The sequence below is a fragment of the Pseudomonas sp. MWU349 genome (genome assembly GCF_017947325.1).
Lineage (GTDB): Bacteria > Pseudomonadota > Gammaproteobacteria > Pseudomonadales > Pseudomonadaceae > Aquipseudomonas > Aquipseudomonas protegens.
This window is the reverse complement of the sequence record NZ_JAFEVP010000002.1, coordinates 930,729-949,774: the sequence shown is the minus strand read 5'-3', so window position 1 is coordinate 949,774 and position 19,046 is coordinate 930,729. Positions and strand designations below refer to the sequence as shown.

Genomic DNA, 19,046 nt, shown 5'->3' with positions numbered 1-19,046 from the left:
GCGACTAACCTGCGGTCGGATCATCATGACACAAGCCTTCGGCCAAACATAACCGAGACTCAACGGGATGCCAGAACAGAGGCAGTCTATTAGGACAATAGTCGGCGGTAGTTGTTCTGCGTCGGTCGAAGTAGGACAATTGCCGGCTTCTCGACATCATCAGCGACCTTGAATGGCCTTCCTTGCACTCGGTATTAACCACAAGACTGCTTCTGTAGACGTCCGCGAGCGCGTGGCCTTTACCCCTGAGCAGTTGGTTGAGGCCTTGCAGCAGCTCTGCCGACTCACCGACAGCCGCGAAGCTGCGATCCTCTCCACCTGCAATCGCAGTGAGCTCTATATAGAACAGGATCATCTTTCTGCGGATGTGGTGCTGCGCTGGCTGGCGGAATATCACCATTTGAGCCTAGACGAGCTGCGCGCCAGTGCCTACGTGCATGAGGACGATGCGGCAGTTCGTCACATGATGCGGGTGGCATCGGGGCTGGACTCGCTGGTGCTGGGCGAGCCACAGATTCTCGGGCAGATGAAATCCGCCTACGCCGTGGCCCGCGAGGCCGGCACCGTCGGGCCGCTGCTGGGCCGGCTGTTCCAGGCCACCTTCAGCGCCGCCAAGCAGGTGCGCACCGACACCGCCATCGGTGAGAACCCGGTGTCCGTGGCCTTCGCCGCGGTGAGCCTGGCGAAACAGATTTTCAGCGACCTGCAACGCAGCCAGGCACTGCTGATCGGCGCCGGGGAGACCATCACCCTGGTGGCCCGGCACCTGCATGACCTGGGGGTCAAGCGCATCGTCGTGGCGAACCGCACCCTGGAACGCGCCAGCCTCCTGGCGGAGCAGTTCGGGGCCCACGCCGTGCTGCTCTCGGATATTCCCCAGGAACTGGTGCACAGCGACATCGTCATCAGTTCCACCGCCAGCCAGTTGCCAATCCTCGGCAAGGGCGCAGTGGAAAGCGCGCTGAAGCTGCGCAAGCACAAGCCGATTTTCATGGTGGATATCGCCGTTCCCCGGGATATCGAGCCAGAAGTCGGCGAGTTGGACGACGTTTACCTCTACACCGTCGATGACCTGCACGAAGTGGTCGCGGAAAACCTCAAGAGCCGCCAGGGCGCGGCCCAGGCCGCCGAGGAGCTGGTGAACATCGGCGCCGAGGATTTCATGGTGCGCCTGCGCGAGCTGGCGGCGGTGGATGTGCTCAAGGCCTATCGTCAGCAGAGCGAACGCCTGCGCGATGAAGAACTGCAGAAAGCCCTGCGTATGCTGGCCAACGGCAGCGGCGCCGAGGACGTGCTGGCCCAACTGGCCCGCGGCCTGACCAACAAACTGCTGCACGCGCCGAGCGTGCAACTGAAAAAGCTGTCTGCCGAAGGCCGCCTCGATGCGCTGGCCATGGCCCAAGAACTCTTTGCCCTCGGTGAGGGCTCATCGGATAAAACCCCGTAATGAAAGCGTCACTGCTCAGTAAGCTGGACATTCTCCAGGACCGTTTCGAGGAACTGACCGCCTTGCTCGGCGATGCTGAGGTCATTTCCGATCAGGCCAAGTTCCGCGCCTATTCCAAGGAGTACGCGGAAGTCGAGCCGATCGTGGCTACATATAAACAGGTGCTCAAGGTCCAGGCGGACCTTGAGGGCGCCCAGGCGCTGCTCAAGGACAACGACCCGGACCTGCGGGAAATGGCCGCCGAGGAAGTGCGCGAGGCCAAGGAACAACTGGCCGAACTGGAAAGCAGCCTGCAGCGCATGCTACTGCCCAAGGACCCCAACGATGGGCGCAACGTATTCCTGGAAATCCGTGCCGGCACCGGCGGCGACGAGGCGGCGATCTTTTCCGGCGACCTGTTCCGCATGTATTCGCGCTACGCCGAACGGCGCGGCTGGCGGCTGGAGATCCTCTCGGAAAACGAGGGTGAGCACGGCGGCTATAAAGAAGTCATTGCCCGGGTCGAAGGCGAGAATGTCTACGGCAAGCTGAAGTTCGAGTCGGGCGCGCACCGTGTGCAGCGAGTGCCGGCCACCGAATCCCAGGGCCGCATCCATACCTCGGCCTGCACCGTGGCGGTGCTTCCAGAGCCGGATGAGCAGGAAGCCATCGAGATCAACCCGGCGGACCTGCGCATCGATACCTATCGCTCCTCCGGCGCCGGTGGCCAGCACGTGAACAAGACCGACTCGGCGATCCGCATCACCCACATCCCTTCGGGGATCGTGGTGGAGTGCCAGGAAGAGCGTTCCCAGCACAAGAACCGGGCCCGGGCCATGTCCTGGCTGTCGGCCAAGCTCAACGACCAGCAGACCAGCGCCGCGGCCAATGCCATTGCCAGCGAGCGCAAGCTGCTGGTGGGCTCGGGGGATCGCTCCGAGCGTATCCGCACTTACAACTTTCCCCAGGGCCGGGTCACCGATCACCGCATCAACCTGACCCTGTATTCCCTGGACGAAATCCTCGCCGGGGGCGTGGAAGCCGTCATCGAGCCGTTGCTGGCTGAGTATCAGGCCGATCAACTTGCGGCATTGGGTGAGTAAATGACCATCATCGCCAGCCTGCTGCGCGCAGCCCAACTGCCCGACTCGCCGACCCCGCGCCTGGATGCCGAGCTGCTCCTGGCCGCGGCCCTGGGCAAGCCCCGCAGCTTTCTCCACACCTGGCCGGAGCGCATTGTGCCCAGCGAGGCGGCCCTGCTATTCACCGACTACCTGCAGCGACGCCGCTCCGGCGAGCCGGTGGCCTATATCCTGGGCCAGCAGGGCTTCTGGAAGCTCGACCTGGAGGTAGCGCCCCATACCCTGATCCCGCGCCCCGACACCGAGCTACTGGTGGAAGCGGCGCTGGAACTGTTGCCCGCGACCCCGGCCAAGGTCCTTGACCTGGGCACCGGCAGTGGTGCCATCGCCCTGGCCCTGGCCAGCGAACGGCCGGCCTGGCAGGTCACGGCGGTGGACCGGGTACTGGAAGCCGTGGCTTTGGCCGAACGCAACCGCCAGCGCCTGCAACTGGACAACGTCAGCGTGCTCAGCAGCCACTGGTTCAGCTCCATCGAGTCCCGGCGCTTTGATCTGATCATCAGCAACCCGCCCTACATTGCCGAAGCCGACCCCCATCTGGTGGCTGGCGACGTGCGTTTCGAGCCGGAAAGTGCCCTGGTGGCGGGCAAGGATGGTCTGGACGACCTGCGCCTGATCGTCGCCCAGGCGCCGCAGCACCTGGAGGCCGGTGGCTGGCTGATGCTGGAGCACGGTTACGATCAGGCCGCGGCGGTCCGCGAGTTGCTGGCTGCCCAGGGGTTCATCGAAGTCCACAGCCGGGTCGACCTGGGTGGGCATGAGCGCATCAGCCTCGGGTGCCGGCCGTGCTGACCGACCAGGAGCTGTTGCGCTATAGCCGACAGATTCTGTTGCAGCATGTCGATATCGACGGCCAGCTGCGCCTCAAGGAAAGCCGCGTGCTGATCGTCGGCCTCGGCGGTCTCGGTGCTCCCGCAGCCTTGTACCTGGCGGCGGCGGGGGTTGGTGAGCTGCACCTGGCCGACTTCGACAGCGTGGACCTGACCAACCTGCAACGCCAGATCATCCACGACAGCCACAGCGTCGGGGTCAGCAAGGTGGACTCGGCCATCAGTCGCCTGTCTGCCCTCAACCCGGAGGTCCGCCTGGTGCCCCATCGCCAGGCGCTGGATGTCGATACCCTGGCCGCTGCCGTGGCGGCGGTGGACCTGGTGCTCGATTGCTCCGACAACTTCACTACCCGCGAGGCGGTGAACGCCGCTTGCGTGGCGGCCGGCAAGCCCCTGGTCAGCGGTGCGGCGATCCGCCTGGAAGGGCAATTGTCGGTCTTCGACCCGCGGCGCCCGCAAAGCCCTTGCTACCACTGTCTATACGGGCATGGCAGCGAAGCCGAACTGACCTGCAGCGAAGCCGGGGTGCTTGGCCCGCTGGTGGGCACTGTGGGCAGCCTGCAGGCCCTGGAAGCCCTGAAATTGCTGGCCGGTTTTGGCGAACCGCTGGTAGGCCGGCTGTTGTTGATCGATGCCTTGGGCACGCGCTTTCGCGAATTGCGGGTCAAGCGTGATCCGGGTTGCAGCGTCTGTGGTGCCCATCGTGAGTGAAGCGCCGATCGGGGTGTTCGACTCCGGCGTCGGCGGCCTCTCGGTGCTGGCGGAAATACAACAATTGCTGCCCCATGAGTCGCTGCTGTATTTCGGCGACTGCGGGCATATTCCCTATGGCGAAAAGACCCCCGAGTTCATTCGCCAGCGTTGCAGCCTGATGGCCCGGTTCTTTCGTGAACAGGGCGCCAAGGCCCTGGTGCTGGCCTGCAACACTGCTACCGTGGCCGGGGTGGCCGACCTGCGCCGCGATTATCCGAACTGGCCCATCGTTGGCATGGAGCCTGCGGTCAAGCCGGCGGCGGCCGCGACCCGCAGCGGTGTGGTCGGGGTGCTGGCCACCACCGGCACCTTGCAGAGTGCCAAGTTCGCCGCCTTGCTCGACCGTTTCGCCACCGACGTGAAAGTCGTCACTCAGCCCTGTCCGGGGCTGGTGGAGATGATCGAGAATGGCGATTTGCACAGTGCCGCTCTGCGCCAGCTGTTGCAGGGCTACGTCGAGCCACTGCTGGCCGCCGGCTGCGACACCATCATCCTGGGCTGCACCCATTATCCGTTTCTCAAGCCGCTGCTGACGCAGATACTGCCTGGCCATATCAGCCTGATCGATACCGGCGCCGCGGTTGCCCGGCAGCTGCAGCGGCTGCTCGATGACGGTGATCTGCTTGCCCATGGGCCAGCCCGGGAAACCAGGTTCTGGACCAGTGGCGATGTCCCGCACTTTGCCCGGGTGCTGCCTCTGCTGTGGAAAGAGTCTGCTGAAGTCCTGCCTTTGCAGTTGTGAAAAAAACGTGAAAAATCCCTCCGCTGGCGCTGAACTTCTGAATGCGCGCTGGCTTCTATAGCCTATCCACAGGGTTGTACAACACCATATAAAACCGTTCGAAAAGGATGTTCCTGATGAAGCGACTGTTATGTTTGGCTGCACTTGCGGCCGGGTTGTTGGGGCACAGTTTTTCCGCACAGGCGGCCGGAGTCGAGTTCTCCGTAGGGCAAACCGGCGATTCGACCCAGGCCTATCGGCTGGGTATGCAATGGGACTGGGACAAGAGCTGGCTGCAAAGTGACGTCGGCCGTCTAACGGGGTACTGGAGCGGTGCCTATACCTATTGGGATGGCGACAAGACCTCCAGTAACCACAGCCTGTCGTTCTCCCCGGTGCTGGTCTACGAATTCGCCGGGGCCAGCGTCAAGCCCTACATCGAGGCCGGGATCGGGGTAGCGGCCTTTGCCCATACCCAGGTCGAGGACAACAAGCTGGGGTCATCCTTCCAGTTCGAAGACCGCATCGGTTTCGGCCTGCGCTTCGCCGGCGGCCATGAAGTCGGCATCCGTGCCACGCACTACTCCAACGCCGGCCTCAAGACCCCCAACGACGGTATCGAAAGCTACGCGCTGCATTACACGATGCCGCTCTGAGGTCGCTGTCAGCGATACGCCGTGGCAATTCCCCGGCGTTCGCTCAGGCAATCCGCCTCGCCCAGCTCGAACTCGCGACAGATCAATGGCCGCAGCTCATAGATGCTGCAACGCATGCTGTCGCGATCCAGTGCCGCGCACCAGCCGTCATCCAGGCGGAGCATGACTTCCCCTCCCCAATCGTCGGTATCGATAAAGCGCTCGGGCACCCCGGTGTCGGTAATCAGCATGACCTCCAACTGGCAGCAGCAGGCGGCGCAGGTGGAGCAACTGACGGCGGGTTCGGTGGCGATGGAGGTAACAGGGATGGTGGTCATAGGCCCGCAGTGTAAGGCAGTGAGCCCGGGCTGTGTTAAAGCCCGGACGGATGCTCAGTCTCCGGTGACCAGTGGCGGTTCTTGCGGTGCCGGCCGCGCGAGCACATGCAGCAGTGGCAGGAGCAGGGCCCATAGCACTCCCAGGCCGAGCAGGGTGGGGCCGGTGCCGTAGGGGAAGGTCACTCCCGCCAGGTGCCCCCCGGCGTAGTAGGACAGCGGTCCGCCCAATGCACCCAGCAGGCACCCCAGCCACCAGGGCCGGGCACTCCAGGCCAGGCCATGGCGCAGTGTGGTGGCCAGCAAGGCCCAGAGCAGCATCAGCCAGAGGGGCACCAGCAGGCTGACTTGCTGGAACTCAAACACCCCAAGCCAGTTGAGGAAACTGTCCAGGGCGATGCCGATCAGGGCAATGCCGACGATCATCGGGCCTTCGTCGGCCCAGCGGCCGATCCATCGCAGATGCGCCAGCAAGATCGCCACCCCCAGCAGCAACCAGAGGCTGTCGCCGCTGAGCACGCAGATGAACCAGCCCAACTGGAACAGCAGGGCATTGATCAGTTGCTTAGGCATCGAGGCGCCCCAACAGCGGTTGGGGTGCCGCCGCAGGTTTGGCCAGCAGCAATTGGGCGGTGCCGATGCTGCGTTCCAGGAAGCCGCCTTCGCAGTAGCACAGGTAGAACTCCCAGAGTCGCAGGAAATATTCGTCGTAGCCCAGTTCGCTGAGGCGGCCATGGGCGCGGCGGAAGTTCTCGTGCCACAGGCGCAAGGTGCGGGCGTAATGCAGGCCGAAGTCCTCCATATGCAGCAGGTTCATGTCAGTGTCGCGGCTGACCACTTCGAGCATCTTCTGCACGCAGGGCAGGGCGCCGCCGGGAAAGATGTAGCGCTGGATGAAGTCCACGCCATTTTTCGCCTGCTCATAGCGCTGGTCGCGAATGGTGATGGCCTGCAACAGCATCAGGCCGTTGCTCTTGAGCAAGTGCGCGCATTGCTTGAAGTAAGTGGGCAGGAAGCGATGGCCCACGGCTTCGATCATCTCGATGGACACCAGCTTGTCGTACTGGCCCCGCAGGTCGCGGTAATCCTCCAGCAGCAGGGTCACCCGGTCCTGCAGGCCGGCGGCCTCTATCCGCTGCCGGGTATAGGCGAACTGCTCCCTGGACAGCGTCGTGGTGGTCACCCGGCAGCCATAGTGCTGCGCGGCATACAGGGCCATGCTGCCCCAGCCGGTGCCGATCTCCAGCAGGTGGTCCTCGGGCTTTAGCGCCAGCTTCTGGCAGATGCGTTGCAACTTGTTCAACTGGGCCTGTTCCAGGCTGTCTTCGTCACTGCGAAACTGCGCGGCGGAATACATCATGGTGGGGTCGAGAAACTGCTCGAACAGCTCATTGCCCAGGTCATAGTGGGCGGCGATGTTTTTCCGCGAGCCCTTGCGCGTATTGCGGTTGAGCCAGTGCAGGCCGCGGATCAGCGGCCTGCCGAGTTTCGCCAGGCCACCTTCCATGGCATCCAGCACGTCCAGGTTGCTGACGAACACGCGGATCACCGCGGTCAGGTCCGGGGTGCTCCAGTAGCCGTGGATGAATGCCTCGCCGGCACCGATCGAACCGCTGCTGGCCACCAGGCCCCAGGTGCTGCTGTCATGGATGTGGATTTCGCCCTGCAGGGTGGCGCCGCTGCTGCCGAACACCCGACGCTCGCCGTCTTCGTAGACCACCAGTTGGCCGTGCTGCAGTTGCGCCAGTTGCCGCAGCACGCCCCGACGCAACAGGCTGGCAGTGAGGCTGTGGGTGCTGAAGGCAAGGTTCTTGGCCGAGACGCTAGAGGATTTCATGTGGGCGATCCTTGGGTTGTACAGCGGCTGTGCGATAGGCGCCGGCGGCGGCCTGATGGGGGAAAAAACGCATGCCCTTGGCGGCCAGGCGCAGGGCCTGCCAGTAGATCGCCAGGCAGGTCTTGGCGGTCATCCACGGGAAGTGCCGCAAATACTGGTGCAGGCTGCGGCGATCCAGAGCCTGGCGCTGCAGGCTGAGGGTGGCGTCGAACACTTTGAGCTCGCCCTGCCAGTCGGCCATGTGCACGCCCAGGCGCTCGGCCGGCGGGCTGAAACTCATGCGGTATTCAAGTTCACGGGGCAAAAACGGCGATACGTGAAAGGCCTTGGCCACGGCGAAGTGCTGGTGCTCGGGCGTTGTGGCTGTGCCCGGGCGGGCAGGTAGCACGTAGTGATAGCGTTCGTGCCACGGGGTGTTGGTGACCTCGCAGAGAATCGCCGCCAGTTGTCCGTTGGCCTCGAAGCAGTAGAAGAAGCTCACCGGATTGAATGCCAGGCCCCAGCTGCGCACTTGAGTCAGCAGGTGCACCGCGCCTCCCGGCACATGGCCGATGGCCGCGGCCACTTGCTGGCGTACCGCGTCGATCAGGCGCATGCCCTGGCCGGTTAAGTCTTTCAGGTAGTCGCTTTCGCGGAAGGCGAAGGGGGCGAAACGGCTGCGGCCTGCCAGGGGCGAGAGCCCCAGCACCGTCTCCTGTTCGTCCAGGTCCAGGTACAGAAGACCGATCCGGTAGCGGAAGGCATGGTCCTTGGGGGTGAATCGCCGGTGGCTGATCCAGCCGCTGTACAGGGCGCTGTTCACAGTTGTTCTCCAAAGGCCTGGGCCACGCGCAAGGCGCTGACCACGCCGTCCTCATGGAAGCCGTTGGCCCAGTAGGCGCCGCAGTAGAAACTGTGCCGGGCGCCCTGCAGTTCGCCCCAGCGGGCCTGGGCCGTCACTGCTTCGAGGCTGTACTGCGGATGGGCGTAAGTGAAGCGGGCCAGGATTTGCGTCGGGTCGATGACCGCGGTCTGGTTGAGGCTGACGCAGAAGGTGGTGTCGCTCTTCAGGCCTTGCAGGATGTTCATGTCGTAGGTCACGGCGGCGGCTTTGTCGCCGCTGGCGTCCAGGCGGTAGTTCCAGCTGGCCCAGGCCAGGCGCCGGCGCGGCAGCAGGCGGGTATCGGTGTGCAGCACCACGTCGTTGTCGGCGTAGGGCAGGGCCTGGAGAATCTCCCGCTCGGCCTGGCTGGGGCTGGCCAGCAGTTGCAGGGCCTGGTCGCTGTGGCAGGCGAACACCACCTTGTCGAAGCGCTCGCTGCCGGCAGCGCTGTGGATAAGTACGCCTTGCTCATCGCGTTCGACTTGCCGCACCGGGCAGTCGAGACGGATGTGCTGGCGAAAGCTCGCGGTCAGCGGCTCGATATAACGGCTGGAGCCGCCTTCGATCACGCACCATTGCGGACGGTTGTTCACCGACAGCAGGCCGTGGTTCTTGAAGAAGCGCACGAAGAACTGCAAGGGGAAACCAAGCATCTGTACCCGTGACATGGACCAGATCGCCGAGCCCATGGGCACGATGTAGTGCTGGATGAAACGCTCGCCGTAGCCCTGGCTCTTCAGGTAGTCGCCCAGGGTGGTGTCGGCGGCGATCCGCTGTTGCTGCAGATCCAGCATCGAGCTTTTGTTGAAGCGCAGGATGTCTCGCAGCATGCCCCAGAATCCGGGCGACAGCAGGTTGCGCCGCTGGGCGAACAGGCTGTTGAGGTTGTTGCCGTTGTACTCCAGGCCCGAGGCCGGATCGCACACCGAGAAGCTCATCTCTGTGGGTTTGAACTTGACCCCGATCTGGCCCAGCAGGCGGATGAAGTTGGGGTAGGTCCAGTCGTTGAAGACGATGAAGCCGGTATCCACGGCCTGGCGCTCGCCGTTGTGGCTGACCTCCACGGTGTGGGTGTGCCCGCCAATCCAGCTGCCGGCCTCGAAGACCCGGATGTCATGGCGACGGTTGAGAACGTAGGCGCAGGTCAGCCCTGCGATACCGCTACCGATAATGGCGATTTTCACGATGCACTCCCCGTGCGGGCCAGGCGTTTGGCGATGGCCAGTTGCAGTCGGCCGGGCAGCCAGGCCAGGAGCTTGAGGCCGAAGATGAAAGGGGCGGGGAAAGCGATCTCCAGATCCCGGTGTGACAGATGCTTGTGGATATGCCGGGCGGCCTTGGCGGCGGGCCAGCTCATGGGCATGGCGAAGTCGTTGCGCGCGGTCAGCGGGGTGTCGACGAACCCCGGGCTGACCACGGTGACGTCGATGCCCTCGGCGGCCAGGTCGATACGCAAGGATTGCAGCAGGTAACGCAGGGCGGCCTTGGAGGCGCCGTAGGCACCGGCCCGGGGCAGCGGCAGATAGGTCACGGAGCTGGCCACGCCCACCAGATGGGGGCGATTACCGGCGCGCAGCAAGGGCAGCGCGGCCTCGATGCAATAGCCGGCGGACAGCAGGTTACTGCTCAGCACACGCTCGATCAGCGCCGCGTCGAATTGTTGCACGTCGATGTATTCACAGGTGCCGGCATTCAGAATCACCGTGTCCAGGGCGCCCCAGGCCTGGGCAATGCGCTTGCCGATCTCGCGCACCTGCAGGGCGTCGGTCAGATCGCCGGGTACCACCAGCACCCGGCCCGGATAACGTTGGGCCAGGGCATCCAGAGGCTCGCGCGAGCGCGCACTGACGGCCACTTGGGCGCCGGCCTTGAGCAGTTCTTCGGCCAAGGCCGCGCCGATGCCGCTGCTGGCACCGGTGAGCCAGGTTCGCCGTGGCATTGCCGGGTTCATCCGAGCCTCCTTTTCAACCAGGCGATCATCGCCCCGAGTAGTGGCAGGTGTTCATAGAGCAGGGCACCGGCGTCGAAATAGTCGCGGTGGCGGTAGACCCTGGCGTCGCGCCATTGCAGGTACGTGCAGCCCGCCACCTGGATCAGGGCGCCGCCGTTGAGGCGCGGGTGGCGGTAGCTCATGGTCCAGCGCAGGTAGCCCTGGTCATCGGCGCACAGGTCGCTGCCGTGGAATTCAAAGCGCAGCTCACGGACATTGGCGTAGAGCTCGGCGAAGTAGCCGCGCAACTGGGCCAGCCCCTGGACCTCGTGCAGGGGGTCGGTGAACTGGATGTCATCGCTGTAGAGCTGCCCCAGCCGATCGAGATTGTGCCGGTCGAGGGCGGCGAACTGTCGGGCGAAGTTGTCGAGAAAGTCACTCATGGCTCACCCCCGCATCCATTCGCGCGGGCAGCGCCTTGAACGCCGCCAGGGCCCGCTCCCGGGAGCGTGAAAGATCGACGATCGGCGCCGGGTAGCCAGGCACGCCGAACAGGCCGCCCATGGCCGCCGGGTTGTGGATATCTTTTTTGTTCAGCCCCGCCAGTTGCGGCAGCCAGTGCTTGATGAAGCGCCCCTCACTGTCGAACTTCTGCGACTGGCTGATGGGGTTGAAGATGCGGAAGTAGGGCGCCGAATCGGTGCCGGTGGACGAGCTCCACTGCCAGCCACCGTTGTTGGCCGCCAGGTCGCCGTCAATCAGGTGGCGCATGAAGAAACGCTCGCCCTCGCGCCAGTCGATCAGCAGGTTCTTGGTCAGGAACATCGCCACCACCATGCGCAGGCGGTTATGCATCCAGCCGGTCTCCAGCAGTTGGCGCATGGCGGCATCGATGATCGGCAGGCCAGTGCGGGCCTCCTGCCAGGCCGCCAGTTCCTCGGGGGCATGGCGCCATTTGACCGCTTCGGTTTCCGGGCGAAAGGCCCGGTGCCGGGACACCCGTGGGTAGCCCACCAGGATGTGCTTGTAGAACTCGCGCCAGAGCAGTTCGTTGATCCAGGTGACGGCCCCGGGGCTGCCGCTTTCAAACTCGCCCTGGTTGCCGCGCAAGGCGGCGTGCAGGCACTGGCGGGGTGAGATCACGCCGGCGGCGAGGTAGGGCGAAAGCTGGCTGGTGCCGGGTTTGGCCGGGAAATCGCGTTCATTCTGGTAGTAGTGGATCCGTTCATCGCTGAACTGCTCCAGGCGCCTTTGCGCCTCCTCCTCGCCGGCGGGCCACAGCTCGCGCAAGGCTTGGGTGGGGCTGGGAAAACCTTCGACCTGCTGCGGGAGCGGATCGGCGTTGATCGACAGCGGCAACTGAGCCACGGGTGCCTTCACCAGGGCCGGCATTGCGGTATGCAGACGGCTGTAGCAGACCTTGCGGAACTGGCTGAAGACCTGGAAGTAGCCGCCGCTCTTGGTCAGCACGCTGCCGGGCTGGAACAGCAATTGATCGAGATGACCCTGGACGCTGACTCCAGCGTGTTGCAGCGCCTGGGTCACGGCCGCATCGCGGCGGCTTTCGTGGATGCCGTATTCCTGGTTGAAGTGCAGCGTCTGCACCTGCAATTGCCGGCACAGTTCCAGCAGGACCTGAGGCGCCTGCTCCCAGGTGGCGGCGCTGCGGATCAGCAGCGGTATGTTCAGGCGGCCCAGGGCGGTGCTCAGCGATTGCAGGTTGCGCAGCCAGAAATCGATCTTGCACGGTGCATCGTCATGGGCCAGCCACTGCTCCTTGCTCAGCAGATACACCGCTACGACCGGGCCCCGCTGGGCGGCGGCGTTCAGGGCGGTGTTGTCGTGTAGGCGCAGGTCGCTGCGCAGCCAGATCAATTGCATGTCGGTTCCCGGATCAGAAAAGTCCTCGCTCGAGCAGTAGCTGGCAGGCCGCAATCGGGTCCTGGGCCAGGTACAGATCGGCGATTTCAGTGGTACATACGGACCACTCGGCGGGGTGGATGCACACCGCGGGTCCGACGATGAATTTTTCGCAGGCAACGCCGCTGAGCAGCCTGGGCAATTGGGCGGGGTTGAGTGCCTTGCTGGAATACAGCAGCAGGCCTCGGGCCTGCAGGCGTTCGGTGGCCAGGGCCAGTTCGCCGCCGGGCAGTGGCCAGTCGAAGACTTCCACCGGGCAGTCGGCGTTGCTGGCCAGCCAGGCGGTGAGCCACAGGTGAGGCTCCAGTGGCAGGTCCGACTGGTTGACCAGCAGCAGCGGGGCTTCTTGCAGTTGGCGGTTGTTGTGATAGATCCGGGCGCCGAGCTTGCTGCGCAGCCAGGAGTAGAAGAACACCTGCTCCATCTGGCTGCCGAACTGCCCCTGCCAGCGCTGCTCCAGCTCCGCCAGCAAGGGCATCAGCAGGTGTTCGCACAAGGTGCGGGGAGGGTACAGAGCCATGGCCTGATTGAAGGTGTCATCGACTTTGCGTTCGGCCAGCTGGCTGATAGCCAGGCTCAGGGTCTGGCGCAGGCGCTGCCAGTCATTCTCGGCCGGTGGGCTGACACTCGGAACGCTGTCCAGTAGGTGCTTGACCTGGCTGATCGCGACCCCGCGATTGAGCCAGGTGAGGATGGTCAGGATCTCTTGCACCTGTTCCTGGGAGTACAGGCGATGGCCCTTCGGGGTTCGCAGCGGCACGATCAGGCCGTAGCGGCGTTCCCAGGCTCGTAGGGTCACGGCGTTGACCCCGGTCTGGCGCGCCACCTCGCGAATCGGCAGCCAGCCCTCGTCCAGGGCGCTCCGGTAGCGGGCGCTGTTGTCGTCGGCCCCTTGGGCGAGCGATTTCATGGCTTAGATCGCGTTGCGCAGGCTGAGGTTTTCCGGGTGCGGCTGCAGGTACAGCTGCTGAGCGATGTAGGGATCGGGGTGCTGGCGGAAGTGGTGCTTGAGTAGGGTCAGGGGCACGACCAGGGGCACGATGCCGTGGCGATACTGGCCGATCACGTGCAGCACCTCCTGTTTGTCCTCGCGGCTGATGGCTTGCTTGAGGTAGCCGCTCAGATGCTGCAGCACGTTGCTGTGGGTGCCGCGAGTGGCGCATTGGCTGAGGGCCGCCATCAACCCGCTGAAGTAGCGTGGGCCGATCAGGTTTGGATCGCCCTTGCCCATGCTGCCCAGCAGATTGCCCAGAGTTTTGTATTGCACCGGGTGGTGGGCCATCAGCAGGTATTTGCAGCGCGAATGGAAGTCGGTGAGGGCGCGGCGGGTCAGGCCCTGCTTGAGCAGCGCCTGCCAGTCGCGGTAGACGTAGACCCGGGTCAGGAAGTTTTCCCGCAGCACCGCATCGTTCAGGCGCCCGGCTTCTTCCACCGGCAGGTCGGGGTGTTTCTCACAAAACGCCTGGGCGTAGATGCCGCGTCCACCGTTACGGTGGGGAATGCCATTGGCCTGGTACACCTTGACCCGTTCCAGGCCGCAGGAGGGCGAGTTCTGCATGAAGATGTAGCCGCAGATATCACCCACTCGAGCCGCCATGAGTTCGCCATATTCCGCCAGGGGCCGGGTCACATCCAGAGCGGCATCCACCGTGCCTACGGCCCTAGGTTGTTCGGGGTCGCCAACCAGCCGAATAGGTTCGCGGGGGGTGCCCATGCCGATGGCAACTTCAGGGCACAGGGGGACGAAATCGAAGTGCTCACTGAGTACTCGGCTGCACAGGCGGGATTCTTTGTGCCCGCCGTTATAGCGGACTTCTACCCCCATCAGGCAGGCGCTGATGGCAATTTTCGGCTTGGCGGACATGGTGCAACCTCCGGGAATTACCTGTACAAAAAACTTATGCTGTACAACTTGTCTTCATCATAGAATTAAAGTTGTACAAGTCAATTTTTTTGTACAGGTATTGCCTCGCAGGTGGGCGGGTCACTGCCAGCCCATGCGCCACTCGCTGTCGTTTTGCAGGGTTTGCCAGCCCATGCGCTGGCTGCGTCGAGTGAGTACAGCCTGAAGTTCGATTTCCAGCACAGTGCCTTCCTCGTCGCAGAAAAGCTCGGTGACCAGGAAGTGCTTTTCACGCTTTTGCGGGTGGGCTGCCGTCCACTTCGACAGCAGCAGCTTGCGCGGGTTGAGGCGATTCACTGCAGGCTCTCGTGGAGCCGGCGCGCGGCCTCCTGCCCGCTCAACCAGGCGCCTTCGACGCGGCCGGACAGGCACCAGTCGCCGCATGCGTACAGGCCCAGATCGGCGTCGGCCAGGGCGCCCCATTCATGGCTGGTGGCCGGGCGGGCATAGAGCCAGCGGTGGGCCAGGCTGAAGGTGGGGGCGGGCATGACGCTGTGCAGCAGCTCGGCAAAGGCGCCGTGCAATTGCTCGGTCACGGCCTCTTTCGACAGGTCGATGTGCTGCCGGCTCCAGGCGCTGGTGGCATGCAGGATCCAGGTGTCGAGGTGGCTGTCGCGCCCGGGCTTGCTGCGGTTGCGGGCCAGCCAGTCCAGCGGGCTGTCCTGCACGAAGCAGCCTTCCATGGGGGTTTGCAGAGGGGTATCGAAGGCCAGGGCGACGGCCCAGGTCGGGTCCATTTTCACCCCGGCTGCTACGCCCGCAAGCTTCGGCGCGGCGGCCAGCAGGGCAGTGGCCTGTGGTGCCGGCGTGGCGATCACGACATGGCTGAAAGGGCCGTGGGTGAAACCTTCGGCGTCCTGCAGGTGCCAGTGCTGTTCGCCGCGGAAGACTTCGGTGATGCGGCAGGCGAAGTGGGTCTCGAGGTCGCCGATCAGCGCGCGGGTGATGGCGCTCATGCGCGGAGTGCCCACCCAACGGGTCTGTTCGTCCGGCGAGGGGCTGAGCTGGCCGCCGTGGGAGTTGTAGAGTTGCGGCATCCATTCGGCGACCCAGCCCTTGGCTTGCCAGCGCTGGACTTCGGTGACGAAACGACGGTCGCGGGCGGTAAAGTACTGGGCCCCCAGGTCCAGGCTGCCGGCATCGCTGCGTTTGCTCGACATGCGCCCGCCGCTGCCGCGGCTTTTGTCGAAAAGGTGGACAGTATGCCCGGCGTCTCGTAGCGCCTGGGCGGCGGAGAGTCCGGCGATGCCGGTACCAATGATTGCGATGGGTACTGTCATAGGGGCCTCGTTTACCTTTTTGTACAGATTACGCCGCTGCCAAAACCTGTACAATATTGTTTTTTGGTATAGCTTTCGGCGTCATCGGTTGTCCAGGTTGTCTATCGTTAAAACACAGCCTGTCCGATTGAAAAGATCCCTGCTTATAAAAATAGACTAGTGATTCGGGTAAAACGCCACGCGAGGAAGATGTCATGCATATATTGCTGACCGGCGGTACTGGTTTGATCGGGCGTGCCCTGTGTCGTCACTGGCAGGCCCAGGGTCATCAGTTGAGTGTATGGACTCGCCAACCCGATAAGGTTGCCGCCCTGTGCGGTCCCCAGGTGCGGGCTGTCAAGACGCTGCAAGAGCTGGACCAGACTCCAGTGGACGCGGTGATCAATCTGGCCGGAGCGCCGATCGCCGATCGGCCCTGGAGCCACAAGCGCAAGGCGCTGCTGTGGAGCAGCCGCATCGCCCTGACCGAAACCCTGCTGGCCTGGCTCGAAAGCCGCGAACACAAACCCGGTGTGCTGGTGTCGGGCTCGGCGGTGGGCTGGTACGGCGATGGTGGCGAGCGGGAATTGAGCGAGGATTCGCCCCCGGTCAACGAGGACTTTGCCAGCCAGTTGTGCATTGCCTGGGAAGAAACAGCCCAGCGTGCCGAAGCCATGGGCGTGCGTGTGGTGCTGGTGCGCACCGGTTTGGTGCTGTCACCCGAGGGCGGCTTTTTGTCGCGCCTGCTGCTGCCCTTCAAGCTGGGGCTGGGCGGGCCGATCGGCAACGGCCGGCAATGGATGCCGTGGATTCATATCGACGACCAAATCGCCCTGATTGATTTTCTTGTGCATCAGCCTGGGGCGCAGGGTCCTTATAATGCCTGCGCGCCAAAACCGGTGCGCAACCGCGAGTTCGCCAAGACCTTGGGGCGGGTGCTGCACCGGCCGGCACTGATACCACTGCCGGCGTTTTTCCTGCGCCTGGCCTTGGGGGAGTTGTCGTTGCTGCTGCTGGGAGGCCAGCGTGCCGTTCCCGCGCGGTTGCTGGAAGCGGGTTTCACTTTCCAGTTCACTGATTTGCCTGCGGCCCTGGACGCCTGTGTCCAGCCGCCTCTGAAATAGGACGTTGCATGACCGATCACGCGTTGCTCCTGGTCAACCTGGGTTCGCCGGCCTCCACTTCGGTGGCGGACGTGCGCAGCTACCTCAACCAATTCCTCATGGACCCTTATGTAATCGACCTGCCCTGGCCGGTCCGACGCTTGCTGGTGTCGCTGATCCTGATCAAGCGGCCAGAGCAATCGGCCCACGCCTACGCTTCGATCTGGTGGGAGGAGGGTTCGCCGCTGGTGGTGCTCAGCCGGCGTTTGCAGAAGGTGATGAGCGAGCAGTGGAAGCAGGGGCCGGTCGAGCTGGCGATGCGTTATGGTGAACCTTCGATCGAGTCGGCGCTGCTCAAGCTGGTGGCCCAGGGGCAGAAGAAAATTACCCTGGCGCCACTTTACCCACAGTTCGCCGACAGCACGGTGACCACCGTGATCGAAGAGGCCAGGCGCGTGGTTCGCGAGCGCAAGCTGGATGTGCAATTCAGCGTGCTGCAGCCGTTCTACGATCAGCCGGAGTACATCCAGGCCCTGGCGGCCAGCGCCAAGCCATACCTGGCCCAGGAGCATGATCATCTGTTGCTCAGCTTTCACGGCCTGCCGGAACGCCACCTGACCAAGCTCGACCCGAGCGGCCAGCATTGCTTCAAGGACGCCGACTGTTGCCGCAATGCTTCGCCGGCGGTGCTGGCCACCTGTTACCGCGCCCAGTGCATGCGCACCGCATCGGCTTTGGCCGAGCACTTGGGATTGGCGGATGGCTCCTGGTCGGTGTCGTTCCAGTCTCGCCTGGGACGGGCCAAGTGGATCGAGCCCTACACCGAGGCGCGGCTTGATGAATTGGCCAAGCAGGGAGTCAAGAAAGTCATGGTGATGTGCCCGGCATTTGTCGCCGACTGCATCGAAACCCTGGAAGAGATCGGTGATCGCGGCCGCGAGCAGTTTCGCGAGGCGGGAGGGGAGGACCTGGTGTTGGTCCCTTGCCTGAATGACGACCCACAATGGGCCAAGGCCTTGAACGCCTTGTGCGAGCGGGCGCCGCTGGCGTTGTAAATAGCTTCGCCGGCAAGCCGGCTCCTGTGTGGGAGGCGGCTTGCCGGCGAAGGGGGGTCTAGATCAAAGGCTCATCGGCCTTCTTGTTCTTCCAGCCGTCGTTCCCCGGCAGCACCAGGTTCAGCACGATGGCGACAATGGCGCACAGGGCGATGCCCTTGAGGCCGAAGTCATCCGGGCCGGTGCCGGTTCCTACCAGCACGCCGCCAATCCCGAACACCAGGGTCACCGAGACGATCACCAGGTTGCGGGCTTCGCCCAGGTCGATCTTGTGGCGGATCAGGGTGTTCATGCCCACCGCGGCGATCGAACCGAACAACAGGCAGAGAATCCCGCCCATCACTGGCACCGGGATGCTTTGCAGCAGCGCGCCGAACTTGCCGATAAAGGCCAGGGTGATGGCGAAGACCGCCGCCCAGGTCATGATTTTCGGGTTGTAGTTCTTGGTCAGCATCACCGCGCCAGTGACTTCGGCGTAGGTGGTGTTGGGCGGCCCGCCGAACAGGCCGGCAGCGGTGGTGGCGATGCCGTCACCGAACAGGGTGCGGTGCAGGCCGGGCTTCTTCAGGTAGTCGCGGCCGGTGACGCTGCCGACCGCAATCACGCCACCAATGTGCTCGATGGCCGGAGCCAGGGCGACCGGGACAATGAACAGGATCGCCTGCCAGTTGAACTCCGGTGCGGTGAAGTGCGGCAGCGCCAGCCAAGGGGCGGCGGCGATCTTCGCGGTGTCCACCACGCCGAAGTAGAACGACAGGGCAAAGCCCACCAGCACGCCGGAAATGATCGGCACCAGGCGAAAGATGCCTTTGCCGAACACTGCGACGATCAGGGTGGTGAGCAGCGCCGGCATCGAGATCATCATTGCCGTCTGGTAATGAATCAGCTCGCTGCCGTCACCGGCCTTGCCCATGGCCATGTTGGCGGCGATGGGGGCCATGGCCAGGCCGATGGAGATGATCACCGGTCCGATGACCACCGGTGGCAGCAGGCGGTCGATGAAGCCGGTGCCCTTGATCTTCACGGCCAGGCCGAGAAAGGTGTAGACGAAGCCGGCAGCCATGACGCCGCCCATGGTCGCCGCCAGGCCGAACTGGCCCTTGGCGAGAATGATCGGGGTGATGAAGGCAAAGCTCGACGCCAGGAAGACCGGCACCTGGCGCCCGGTCACCACCTGGAACAACAGAGTCCCGAGACCCGCCGTGAACAGCGCCACGTTCGGGTCGAGACCGGTGATCAGCGGCATCAACACCAAGGCACCGAAGGCCACGAAGAGCATCTGCGCGCCAGACAGTACCTGGCGCCAGAGCGGATCGTTGAACTCATCCTGCATGA

At 64.0% G+C, this 19,046-nt stretch carries 21 protein-coding genes; 8 read left to right on the top strand and 13 right to left on the bottom strand.

The window, feature by feature from the left end; translation table 11 throughout:
* The first annotated feature begins 172 nt into the window (after positions 1 to 172).
* From hemA to KCG88_RS11635, 6 genes are all read left to right on the top strand, one after another.
* Positions 173 to 1,447, top strand: coding sequence for a glutamyl-tRNA reductase (hemA, locus tag KCG88_RS11660; protein WP_011063407.1), 1,275 nt, complete (start codon positions 173 to 175; stop codon positions 1,445 to 1,447).
* A complete protein-coding gene (prfA, locus tag KCG88_RS11655; protein WP_047285348.1) occupies positions 1,447 to 2,529 on the top strand; it encodes a peptide chain release factor 1 in 1,083 nt (360 codons plus the stop codon). Before hemA ends, prfA begins: the two co-directional genes overlap by 1 nt.
* Positions 2,530 to 3,360: a peptide chain release factor N(5)-glutamine methyltransferase gene (prmC, locus tag KCG88_RS11650; RefSeq protein WP_047285346.1), complete on the top strand. Its 831-nt coding sequence runs from the start codon at positions 2,530 to 2,532 to the stop codon at positions 3,358 to 3,360.
* Complete coding sequence (locus tag KCG88_RS11645) at positions 3,354 to 4,109, top strand: molybdopterin-synthase adenylyltransferase MoeB (protein WP_047285508.1); 756 nt, start codon at positions 3,354 to 3,356, stop codon at positions 4,107 to 4,109. Before prmC ends, KCG88_RS11645 begins: the two co-directional genes overlap by 7 nt.
* Entirely contained in the window at positions 4,102 to 4,893 is a 792-nt protein-coding gene (gene murI / locus KCG88_RS11640) for a glutamate racemase (RefSeq protein ID WP_210712399.1), read from the top strand. The genes KCG88_RS11645 and murI overlap by 8 nt, the downstream gene beginning before the upstream one ends.
* Positions 4,894 to 5,009: 116 nt before the next feature.
* Positions 5,010 to 5,528 (top strand): acyloxyacyl hydrolase, encoded by a 519-nt coding sequence (locus tag KCG88_RS11635; RefSeq protein WP_047285344.1) that lies wholly within the window; start codon positions 5,010 to 5,012, stop codon positions 5,526 to 5,528.
* 8 nt (positions 5,529 to 5,536) lie between these two features.
* On the opposite strand, the gene KCG88_RS11630 is transcribed toward KCG88_RS11635, so the two are convergent.
* The 12 genes from KCG88_RS11630 to KCG88_RS11575 form a co-directional block, all read right to left on the bottom strand.
* A complete protein-coding gene (locus KCG88_RS11630; protein ID WP_047285342.1) occupies positions 5,537 to 5,845 on the bottom strand; it encodes a YkgJ family cysteine cluster protein in 309 nt (102 codons plus the stop codon).
* 54 nt (positions 5,846 to 5,899) lie between these two features.
* On the bottom strand, positions 5,900 to 6,415 hold the full coding sequence (locus KCG88_RS11625; protein WP_210712398.1) for a DUF2878 domain-containing protein: 516 nt from the start codon (positions 6,413 to 6,415) through the stop codon (positions 5,900 to 5,902).
* Positions 6,408 to 7,679, bottom strand: coding sequence for a cyclopropane-fatty-acyl-phospholipid synthase family protein (locus KCG88_RS11620; protein WP_210712397.1), 1,272 nt, complete (start codon positions 7,677 to 7,679; stop codon positions 6,408 to 6,410). The genes KCG88_RS11625 and KCG88_RS11620 overlap by 8 nt, the downstream gene beginning before the upstream one ends.
* Positions 7,666 to 8,481: a DUF1365 domain-containing protein gene (locus tag KCG88_RS11615; protein WP_210712396.1), complete on the bottom strand. Its 816-nt coding sequence runs from the start codon at positions 8,479 to 8,481 to the stop codon at positions 7,666 to 7,668. Before KCG88_RS11615 ends, KCG88_RS11620 begins: the two co-directional genes overlap by 14 nt.
* Positions 8,478 to 9,725, bottom strand: coding sequence for an FAD-dependent oxidoreductase (locus KCG88_RS11610; protein WP_047285334.1), 1,248 nt, complete (start codon positions 9,723 to 9,725; stop codon positions 8,478 to 8,480). The genes KCG88_RS11615 and KCG88_RS11610 overlap by 4 nt, the downstream gene beginning before the upstream one ends.
* On the bottom strand, positions 9,722 to 10,492 hold the full coding sequence (locus tag KCG88_RS11605; protein WP_210712395.1) for an SDR family NAD(P)-dependent oxidoreductase: 771 nt from the start codon (positions 10,490 to 10,492) through the stop codon (positions 9,722 to 9,724). The genes KCG88_RS11610 and KCG88_RS11605 overlap by 4 nt, the downstream gene beginning before the upstream one ends.
* Positions 10,489 to 10,914 (bottom strand): nuclear transport factor 2 family protein, encoded by a 426-nt coding sequence (locus tag KCG88_RS11600; RefSeq protein ID WP_047285330.1) that lies wholly within the window; start codon positions 10,912 to 10,914, stop codon positions 10,489 to 10,491. The genes KCG88_RS11605 and KCG88_RS11600 overlap by 4 nt, the downstream gene beginning before the upstream one ends.
* Positions 10,907 to 12,352: a deoxyribodipyrimidine photo-lyase gene (gene phrB, locus KCG88_RS11595; protein WP_210712394.1), complete on the bottom strand. Its 1,446-nt coding sequence runs from the start codon at positions 12,350 to 12,352 to the stop codon at positions 10,907 to 10,909. The genes KCG88_RS11600 and phrB overlap by 8 nt, the downstream gene beginning before the upstream one ends.
* 13 nt (positions 12,353 to 12,365) lie before the next feature.
* A complete protein-coding gene (locus KCG88_RS11590) occupies positions 12,366 to 13,301 on the bottom strand; it encodes a MerR family transcriptional regulator (protein ID WP_047285327.1) in 936 nt (311 codons plus the stop codon).
* Between the two features lie 3 nt (positions 13,302 to 13,304).
* The gene (locus KCG88_RS11585) at positions 13,305 to 14,255 is read right to left on the bottom strand and encodes a DUF523 and DUF1722 domain-containing protein (RefSeq protein WP_047285325.1); all 951 of its coding nucleotides are present in this window, start codon (positions 14,253 to 14,255) and stop codon (positions 13,305 to 13,307) included.
* A gap of 120 nt (positions 14,256 to 14,375) precedes the next feature.
* Positions 14,376 to 14,591 carry a TIGR02450 family Trp-rich protein gene (locus KCG88_RS11580; RefSeq protein ID WP_047285324.1) on the bottom strand — a complete coding sequence of 72 codons (216 nt, stop codon included), beginning with the start codon at positions 14,589 to 14,591 and terminating at the stop codon, positions 14,376 to 14,378.
* Positions 14,588 to 15,574: an FAD-dependent oxidoreductase gene (locus KCG88_RS11575; protein ID WP_047285321.1), complete on the bottom strand. Its 987-nt coding sequence runs from the start codon at positions 15,572 to 15,574 to the stop codon at positions 14,588 to 14,590. Before KCG88_RS11575 ends, KCG88_RS11580 begins: the two co-directional genes overlap by 4 nt.
* Before the next feature lie 194 nt (positions 15,575 to 15,768).
* On the opposite strand from KCG88_RS11575, the gene KCG88_RS11570 reads away from it, so the two are divergent.
* Positions 15,769 to 16,677 carry a TIGR01777 family oxidoreductase gene (locus tag KCG88_RS11570; RefSeq protein WP_047285319.1) on the top strand — a complete coding sequence of 303 codons (909 nt, stop codon included), beginning with the start codon at positions 15,769 to 15,771 and terminating at the stop codon, positions 16,675 to 16,677.
* Positions 16,678 to 16,685: 8 nt separating this feature from the next.
* Positions 16,686 to 17,711 carry a ferrochelatase gene (hemH, locus tag KCG88_RS11565; RefSeq protein ID WP_047337775.1) on the top strand — a complete coding sequence of 342 codons (1,026 nt, stop codon included), beginning with the start codon at positions 16,686 to 16,688 and terminating at the stop codon, positions 17,709 to 17,711.
* A 58-nt stretch (positions 17,712 to 17,769) separates the two neighbouring features.
* Here the strand turns inward: hemH and KCG88_RS11560 are convergent, their stop codons facing one another.
* Positions 17,770 to 19,044 carry a uracil-xanthine permease family protein gene (locus KCG88_RS11560; protein ID WP_016965962.1) on the bottom strand — a complete coding sequence of 425 codons (1,275 nt, stop codon included), beginning with the start codon at positions 19,042 to 19,044 and terminating at the stop codon, positions 17,770 to 17,772.
* Between the last annotated feature and the right edge of the window lie 2 nt (positions 19,045 to 19,046).